Source organism: Billgrantia bachuensis, from assembly GCF_011742165.1.
GTDB classification, from domain to species: Bacteria; Pseudomonadota; Gammaproteobacteria; order Pseudomonadales; family Halomonadaceae; genus Halomonas; species Halomonas bachuensis.
In genome coordinates this window covers 38,485-46,710 of record NZ_JAAQTO010000016.1, presented here as the reverse complement: position 1 = coordinate 46,710, position 8,226 = coordinate 38,485, and the positions used below count along the sequence as shown (strand labels likewise).

The 8,226-nt window shown below is 65.3% G+C and carries 6 protein-coding genes and 1 pseudogene; 6 read left to right on the top strand and 1 reads right to left on the bottom strand.

What is annotated here, in order from left to right:
• Nucleotides 1–205 precede the first annotated feature (205 nt).
• The gene (gene accA / locus HBJ55_RS06825) at nucleotides 206–1,159 is read left to right on the top strand and encodes an acetyl-CoA carboxylase carboxyl transferase subunit alpha (RefSeq protein ID WP_167112402.1); all 954 of its coding nucleotides are present in this window, start codon (nucleotides 206–208) and stop codon (nucleotides 1,157–1,159) included.
• Nucleotides 1,143–2,447: a tRNA lysidine(34) synthetase TilS gene (gene tilS / locus HBJ55_RS06820; RefSeq protein ID WP_167112399.1), complete on the top strand. Its 1,305-nt coding sequence runs from the start codon at nucleotides 1,143–1,145 to the stop codon at nucleotides 2,445–2,447. Before accA ends, tilS begins: the two co-directional genes overlap by 17 nt.
• Nucleotides 2,448–2,469: 22 nt before the next feature.
• Here tilS and ppx read toward each other — a convergent pair.
• Nucleotides 2,470–3,426: pseudogene (ppx, locus tag HBJ55_RS06815) on the bottom strand (exopolyphosphatase); the annotation flags it as partial.
• Between the two features lie 446 nt (nucleotides 3,427–3,872).
• On the opposite strand from ppx, the gene rho reads away from it, so the two are divergent.
• From rho to folM, 4 genes are all read left to right on the top strand, one after another.
• A complete protein-coding gene (gene rho, locus HBJ55_RS06810) occupies nucleotides 3,873–5,132 on the top strand; it encodes a transcription termination factor Rho (RefSeq protein WP_167112395.1) in 1,260 nt (419 codons plus the stop codon).
• A gap of 73 nt (nucleotides 5,133–5,205) precedes the next feature.
• A complete protein-coding gene (gene ubiD, locus HBJ55_RS06805; RefSeq protein WP_167112393.1) occupies nucleotides 5,206–6,705 on the top strand; it encodes a 4-hydroxy-3-polyprenylbenzoate decarboxylase in 1,500 nt (499 codons plus the stop codon).
• Nucleotides 6,702–7,481, top strand: a complete 780-nt coding sequence (locus HBJ55_RS06800) for an NAD(P)H-flavin reductase (RefSeq protein ID WP_167112391.1) — start codon at nucleotides 6,702–6,704, stop codon at nucleotides 7,479–7,481. The genes ubiD and HBJ55_RS06800 overlap by 4 nt, the downstream gene beginning before the upstream one ends.
• Entirely contained in the window at nucleotides 7,478–8,191 is a 714-nt protein-coding gene (folM, locus tag HBJ55_RS06795; protein WP_167112389.1) for a dihydromonapterin reductase, read from the top strand. Before HBJ55_RS06800 ends, folM begins: the two co-directional genes overlap by 4 nt.
• Nucleotides 8,192–8,226: the final 35 nt, after the last annotated feature.

The following is an 8,226-nucleotide window of genomic DNA, read 5'->3' as shown; positions in this document are numbered from 1 at the left end:
GTCTTTTGCCATGGATGGCAAAAGTAGCGCCCAGGGATGGGTTCACAGCGCCTCCGCAGAGACCTGTCGCCGGAAAAGCCGCTGTTCCGCGCCTTGCGCCGTGCGTTGAGGGTGCGATAATGCCCGACACTCGATTTTATGGCTTCCGGGGCGAACAGCGTTCATCATGCCCCGGCGACAGCAAAGACAAGGCGGCCCAGCCACTATGAATCCAAATTACCTCGATTTCGAACAGCCCATCGCCGAACTCCAGGCCAAGATCGAAGAACTGCGCCTGGTCGGCAATGACAGCAAGCTCAACCTCAGCGATGAGATCGGTCGCCTGGAGGAAAAGAGCCGCAAGCTCACCGAGTCGATCTTCAAGGACCTGAGCCCCTGGCAAGTGTCGCAGCTCTCGCGCCACCCCCAGCGCCCCTATACGCTCGACTACCTAGAGCATGTCTTTACCGATTTCGATGAGCTGCACGGTGATCGCCGCTTCGCCGACGACCCGGCCATCGTCGGCGGCATCGCCCGCCTCGACGACCGTCCGGTAATGATCATTGGCCACCAGAAGGGCCGCGACGTGAAGGAGAAGGTGCGGCGCAACTTCGGCATGCCGCGTCCCGAGGGCTATCGCAAGGCGTGCCGCCTGATGGAGATGGCCGAGCGCTTCAAGATGCCGGTACTCACCTTCATCGACACGCCGGGGGCCTATCCTGGCATCGACGCTGAGGAGCGCGGCCAGTCCGAGGCCATCGCCTACAACCTGGCGGTGATGTCGCGGTTGAAGACTCCGATCATCTCCACCGTAGTGGGAGAGGGCGGCTCCGGCGGGGCGCTGGCCATCGGCGTATGCGATGAGCTGGCCATGCTGCAGTACTCCACCTATTCCGTGATTTCCCCGGAAGGCTGTGCGTCGATCCTGTGGAAGAGCGCCGAGAAGGCCGCCGAGGCTGCCCAGGCTATGGGCATCACCGCTGAGCGCCTGCAGGAGCTGGGCTTCGTCGACACTCTCATCGAGGAGCCGCTGGGGGGCGCCCACCGTCACCCGCAGACGACGGCAGAGCGGGTCAAGGAGGCGCTGCTGGCAAGCCTCGAGCGGCTCGAGGCGATGGATACCGAAGCGCTCCTGGAACGTCGCTATGAGCGCCTGATGAGCTATGGCGCCCCGGCATAAGAGAGAGTCACTACAAGCTCTGATCGATCGCGCCCTGGCGGAGACCCCGCCGGGGCGTGTCGTCTGGGTGGCGCTCTCCGGCGGGCTGGATTCGAGCCTGCTGTTGACGCTGGCGGCCGAGGCGTGTCGCCGCCATCCCCGCCCGCTACATGCGCTGCATATCCACCACGGGCTGCAACCTGCCGCCGCCGGCTTCGAGGTTCACTGCCGCCGGCTCGCCTCGCGGCTCGGCGTGCCGCTGTTCGTCGAACGTGTGGCGGTCGACCGCGACGCCGGGCTGGGGCTGGAGGGGGCGGCCAGGGAGGCGCGCTACGCCGCCTTCTCCCGCCGCGTGGTGCCGGGCGAGACGCTGTGGCTGGCCCAGCACCGCGACGATCAGGCCGAGACCTTCCTGCTGGCCGCGCTACGTGGCAGCGGCGTGCGTGGCCTGGCAGGCATGCCGCCAGGCCGCGAATGGCAGGGCAGACGCCTGGAGCGCCCCCTGCTGTCACACGCCCGCACCGAACTCGAAGCCGAGGCCGAGCGGTCAGGACTCGCTTGGATCGACGACCCCTCCAACGCCGACGAAGCGCTCGATCGCAACTTCCTGCGTCATCGCGTGCTGCCGCTGCTGGCGCAGCGCTGGCCGCATGCGGCCGAGGCGCTGGCGAGCAGCGCGCGCTACGCCGCCGAAGCCGACACACTGATCGAAACGCTCGCCGAAAGCGACCTGGACGCCCTCGGTGGCGATCCCGCCCGCGTGCCGCTGACGGGACTCGTGGCGCTTGCCCCGGAACGCCAACGTACCCTGGTTCGCCATGTCTGCCGCCGGCTGGGGCTGGCGGGGCCGCCAGCGGTGCGTCTCGCCAGCCTGTTGGCACAGCTCGAGGCTCGTCCGGACGCCCGGGTGCGGGTCGACTGGGGAAATGCCGAGGCACGGGTATGGCGAGGCTGCCTCTATCTGCGGCCGAAGAGCACCATCATGGCGTCGGATTGGCGTACCGAGTGGAATGGCATGGCACCGTTGCCGTTGCCCGGGGGAGAGCTGCACGCTGCATTGGCTCCAGCCGACGGCCGCCCGGTAGCACTGACCCTGGCGGTACGACAAGGGGGAGAGTGGCTGCGTCTGGCGGGGCGGGGAGGACGGGATCTCAAGCGCCTGTTGCAGGAGATGAGCGTGCCGCCCTGGGAGCGTGAGCGGCTGCTGGTGGCCTGGTACGACGATACGCCCGTTGCGGCGTTTCAGCCCGATTCGGCCCGCTGGCTGGCGGTGGCTGAAGGTTGGCGAGCGTCGGTAGGCGAGGAGTGAGGGCTCAGTACTGGCGTAAGAGGTCGCGGGCCAGCATGTCGTACAGCACGCCTTCGCGCAGCGCGCCATCGGCATAGCGCATCGTGGTCAGCTCGAGGGCCTCGAAAATCGCTCCGAGAATCGCCACGCCGGCGGGAAAGATACGCGCGCGGTCGGGCTTGAGCCCCTCCAGGGCGACCCGATCGAGATGCCCGCATTCGATCAAACGCTGACGCAGCTGCAGCAAACCGTTCCGGCTGATCTCACCGGGAGTGCCGCCACTGGCGGCAAGCACCGAGGCGGCCGCCTTGATGGTGCCGCTGGAGCCTAGCGCCTCGTCCCAGCCCAGTTCACTGTAACTCATCCGGAGTGACGCAAGCTGTGCCAGAACGTCCGCTTCGGCCTGGTCCATGCGCGCTTCGCTCAGCTGGCCATCGGCGAAATGACGCTGGGTATGAGTGACGCAACCGATGTCGAGGCTTTCCAGCTTCAGCGGTTTCAGCTGCTCGCCGACGATGAACTCTGTGGAGCCACCGCCGATATCGACGACCAGGCGACGGCCGTTCTCGGCCAGGGCGTGAGCCGCGCCCAGGTAGATCAGGCGGGCTTCCTCCTGCCCGGGGATCACCTCGATACGACAGCCCAGCAATGCTTCGGCACGCTCAATGAAAGTTTGACGATTGCGAGCCGTACGCAGCGCACTGGTGCCTACCACGCGCAAGCGCTCGGCAACCACGCCCTCCAGCAGCGGGGCGAAGCGGGAGAGACATGCCATGGCGCGCTGCATCGAGGCTTCGTCCAGATGGTTGGCGGCATCCAGGCCGGCGGCCAGCTGTACCTTCTCGCCCAGTCGGGCTACGACCTCAAGCCGATCGTCCCGGTAATGCGCCACCAGCAGATGAAAACTGTTGGAACCCAGATCGATTGCGGCCAGGCGCTGTTCCTGGTGCACACCGGAGGCGTCGCTGACGAGGTTGGGCCGTTCCGTGGGTGAGTTCATCGAAGCATCCTGATAGCGAATGGCTAAAGGGTGCGGCGACTCACGGAGCGTGTCAATCGCACAAGGTTGATCTACGGGGTTGCGTTCCTCGCCGGCCTTGACTAACATCGGGTCGTTCGCCTGTTCCGAATGCTTTCCGACCGCGTCGCGGTCAACATCAAGTCGTCAGACAGCCCCTTCTTGTCGCTCGTTGTCATGTGCCGTAGCCATGGTGGCACCTGAAACGCACCAGGCGATGAATTCAGGTGACAAAGAAGCGCTGCTCCCTCGAACACGATACCGTGCGACGATCCCTTCGCAGAGTGGTCGTACAGCCACGAGCATCGCTCATGAGCGGCAGCTCTCCCGGGCTCTGAACGCACCCAAGCGGCGCACCGTTCTTTTTTCGCAACACTCCCACGGCCGCCGTGCCGCCACGCTGACATGAGCAACTTCCGAACGCACCGATGAATCTTACCGAACTCAAGCAAAAATCCGTGCCGGACCTTCTGGAGATCGCCCGTGAAATGGGCATCGACAACCTGGCCCGCTCGCGCAAGCAGGACATCATCTTCGCCATCCTCAAGAAGCACGCCAAGAGCGGCGAGGACATCTACGGCGATGGTGTACTGGAAATCCTCCAGGACGGCTTCGGCTTCCTGCGCAGTGCCGACAGCTCCTACCTGGCCGGCCCCGACGACATCTACGTCTCACCGTCGCAGATACGTCGCTTCAACCTGCGCAAGGGCGATTCGATTTCCGGCAAGATTCGTCCGCCGAAGGAAGGGGAGCGCTACTTCGCGCTGCTCAAGGTCAGCCAGATCAACTTCGACAAGCCGGAAAACGCCAAGCACAAGATCCTGTTCGAGAACCTCACGCCGCTGTTCCCCCAGGAACGGCTACGCATGGAGATCGGCAACGGCTCCACCGAGGATCTCACCGCACGCATCATCGATCTCACCGCACCCATCGGCAAGGGCCAGCGCGGCCTGATCGTCTCGCCGCCCAAGGCGGGCAAGACGCTGATGCTGCAGAACATCGCCACCTCGATCACGCGCAACAATCCCGAGTGCCACCTGATCGTGCTGCTGATCGACGAGCGCCCGGAAGAGGTAACCGAGATGTCGCGCACCGTGCGCGGCGAGGTGGTCGCCTCGACCTTCGACGAGCCGCCGGCACGCCACGTGCAGGTCGCCGAGATGGTCATCGAGAAGGCCAAGCGCCTGGTCGAGCACAAGAAGGACGTGGTGATCCTGCTCGACTCCATCACCCGCCTGGCACGCGCCTATAACACCGTGGTGCCGAGCTCCGGCAAGGTACTCACCGGCGGTGTCGACGCCCACGCCCTGGAAAAGCCCAAGCGCTTCTTCGGTGCCGCACGTAACATCGAGGAAGGCGGCAGCCTGACCATCATCGCGACCGCGCTGGTCGACACCGGCTCGAAGATGGACGAGGTGATTTTCGAGGAGTTCAAGGGCACCGGCAACATGGAAGCCCATCTCGACCGCAAGCTTGCCGAGCGCCGCGTCTATCCGGCCCTCAACATTCGCCGCTCGGGTACCCGCCGCGAGGATCTGATCGCCTCCGAGGACGAGATGCAGCGCATGTGGATCCTGCGCAAGCTGCTCAACCCGATGGACGACACCGCGGCGACGGAATTCCTCATCGACCGCTTGAAAGATACCAAGACGAACCTGGAATTCTTCGAGGCAATGAAGCGCCGCTAGGCAGGATCGGGCGGTGCGCAAAGGGGCGGCATGCTATGCTGCCCCTTTCGTCGTTCCGGAAACGGGAAATCGAATGAAGTACAACGACCTGCGCGACTTCATGAAGGCCCTGGAGGCCCAGGGCGAGCTGATACGCGTGACCGCCGAGGTGGATCCGTACCTCGAAATCACCGAGATCTGCGACCGCACCCTGCGCGCCGGCGGCCCGGCGCTGCTGTTCGAGAACGTCAAGGGCCACGACATGCCGCTGCTGGGTAACCTGTTCGGCACGCCGAAGCGGGTCGCCATGGGCATGGGCCAGGACTCGGTCTCGGCTTTGCGCGAGGTAGGCGAACTGCTTGCCTTCCTCAAGGAGCCCGAACCGCCCAAGGGCTTCCGCGACGCCTGGGACAAGCTGCCGATCTTCAAGCAGGTGATGAGCATGGGGCCGAAGACGGTACGCTCGGCGCCGGTGCAGCAGGTGGTGCTCGAAGGCGACGACGTCGATCTCGATCGCCTGCCGATCCAGCACTGCTGGCCGGGCGATGCCGCCCCGCTGATCACCTGGCCGCTGGTGGTCACCCGCGGGCCGCACAAGAAGCGCCAGAACCTGGGGATCTATCGCCAGCAGAAGCTTTCCAGGAACCGCTTGATCATGCGCTGGCTATCCCATCGCGGCGGGGCGCTCGACTTCCAGGAATTTCAGCAGACGAACCCCGGCGAGCCCTTCCCGGTGGCGGTGGCGCTGGGCGCCGACCCGGCCACCATCCTCGGCGCGGTGACCCCGGTGCCGGATTCGCTCTCCGAGTACGCCTTTGCCGGGCTGCTGCGCGGTTCACGCACCGAGCTTGTCAAGTGCGGGCATGCCGACCTCGAAGTGCCGGCCTCGGCCGAGATCATCCTCGAGGGTTTCATCTACCCCGACGACATGGCACCGGAAGGGCCCTACGGCGATCATACCGGCTACTACAACGAGGTCGATGAGTTCCCGGTGTTCACCGTGACGCGCATGACCATGCGCCGTGACGCCATCTACCACTCGACCTACACCGGGCGACCGCCCGACGAGCCGGCGATACTGGGCCTCGCGCTCAACGAAGTGTTCGTGCCGATCCTGCGCAAGCAGTTCCCCGAGATCGTCGACTTCTACCTGCCGCCGGAGGGTTGTTCCTACCGCATGGCGGTGGTGACCATGAGAAAGCAGTACCCAGGCCACGCCAAGCGCGTGATGATGGGCGTGTGGAGTTTCCTGCGCCAGTTCATGTACACCAAGTTCGTGGTGGTGCTCGACGACGACGTCGACGCCCGCGACTGGAAGGACGTGATCTGGGCCATTACCACCCGCATGGATCCGGCCCGTGATACCGTACTGGTCGAGAACACACCCATCGACTATCTCGACTTCGCCTCGCCGGTGGCGGGGCTTGGGTCCAAGATGGGGCTGGACGCCACCGGCAAGTGGCCCGGCGAGACCGATCGAGAATGGGGCACGCCCATCGTCATGGACGAGGCCGTCAAGGCCCGTGTCAGCGAACGCTGGAACGAGCTGGGTATTCGCCTGTCCCCACACCCTGACGACAAGAGGCCTGCATGACCCCGAGGACCCTGAGCTGCCAGGTAACGGCAGTGGAGGACCTGACCCCCGATGTGTTCCGCGTACGCCTGGAAGGGCGCGCCGAGGCCATGGCCCACGATCCGGGCCAGTATCTCGAACTCAAGCTGGATGACGAGACCTGGGTACCGTTCTCCATCGCCAGTGCCCATGCCGGTGACGGCACCCTGGAGCTGCATATCCAGCATTGGCCGGAGCGCGAGAACTCTGCCCGCCTGCGCGAGATGATCGTCGTGGCACATCACCTGACGGTGCGCCTGCCGGGCGGTGACTGCGTACTGGATTCGGCCAGCCGGCGGCCGCTGCTGCTGATCGCGGCCGGCACCGGCTTCTCTCAGATGAAGGCCATCGTCGAGGCCTCGCTGCATGAAGCGCCGGAGCGATCCATCGAGCTATGGTGGGCGTCCCGCGAGCGGCGCGACCTCTATCTGGAAAGCCTGCCGCGGGAGTGGGCCGAGCAGCATGACAACGTGCATTTCCATGTGGTCACCGAGGTGACGCCGGAACCGCCGGTGACCGGTGTGCGCGTCGAGGGGCATCAGGGGCGCATCGACCAGGCGCTGGCCACCGCGCTCGACGACGTCAGCGGCCACGACGTCTACCTGTCCGGCTCGCCGGGCATGGTCTATGCTTGCGTCGATGTGCTGGCCACGTTGGGTCTCGAGCCCTCACGGGTCTTTTCCGACGTCTTCGCTTACGCGCCACGACAGCCGCTGGTGCCCACCGTCGGTGTGCTGCGTCGGGGAAATGCCGGATGAGTGCCGCGCCGATCCTCATCACCGGCGGCGCCAAGCGCTTGGGGCGCCACTGTGCCGAGCGATTGTTCGACGACGGTCATCCGGTAATCATCAGCTACCGCCGTGAGCGCTCCGAGCTCGAGGCGTTGCGGAGCCGTGGCATCGTCACCCTGCAGGCGGATTTCGCCACCGAAGCGGGTATTTTCGATTTCATCGCCCGGCTCAAGGCCGAGACGTCGAGGCTCAGGGCCATCGTGCACAACGCCGGCGACTGGGCACCCGACGGCGCGGGCGATGAAGCCGGTGCCGACTTCGAGCGGCTGTTCCGCGTGCACATGCTGGCGCCCTACTTGATCAACCTGCACTGTCGCGAACTGTTAGATGCCTGCGGCGAGCCTCAGCGCGACATCGTACACATGACCGACTACGTGGCGCGGAAGGGCTCGAGAAGGCACGCCGCCTATGCCGCCACCAAGGCCGGGCTCGAGAACCTGACGCTTTCGTTCGCGGCCATGTATGCGCCGACGATCCAGGTCAATGCCATCGCGCCGGCCTTGATCATGCTGGGCGAGAATGATGATGCGGACTACGCCGAGCAGGCCAGGGCCAAGTCGGCGATGGGCACGGTCCCGGGGCCGGGCGTGATCTACCAGAGCCTGCGCTACCTGCTCGACAACCGCTATGTCACCGGTATCACGCTGCCGGTCGATGGCGGACGCCACCTCCGCTAGAATATGCTTCCCCCTGATAATTCGAGAACGAGGAG

What these genes read in the sequence shown, in the direction of transcription:
- accA (WP_167112402.1), top strand. Translation starts at nt 206, where the DNA reads ATGAATCCAAATTACCTCGATTTCGAACAGCCCATCGCCGAACTCCAG.
- tilS (WP_167112399.1), top strand. Translation starts at nt 1,143, where the DNA reads ATGGCGCCCCGGCATAAGAGAGAGTCACTACAAGCTCTGATCGATCGC.
- rho (WP_167112395.1), top strand. Translation starts at nt 3,873, where the DNA reads ATGAATCTTACCGAACTCAAGCAAAAATCCGTGCCGGACCTTCTGGAG.
- ubiD (WP_167112393.1), top strand. Translation starts at nt 5,206, where the DNA reads ATGAAGTACAACGACCTGCGCGACTTCATGAAGGCCCTGGAGGCCCAG.
- HBJ55_RS06800 (WP_167112391.1), top strand. Translation starts at nt 6,702, where the DNA reads ATGACCCCGAGGACCCTGAGCTGCCAGGTAACGGCAGTGGAGGACCTG.
- folM (WP_167112389.1), top strand. Translation starts at nt 7,478, where the DNA reads ATGAGTGCCGCGCCGATCCTCATCACCGGCGGCGCCAAGCGCTTGGGG.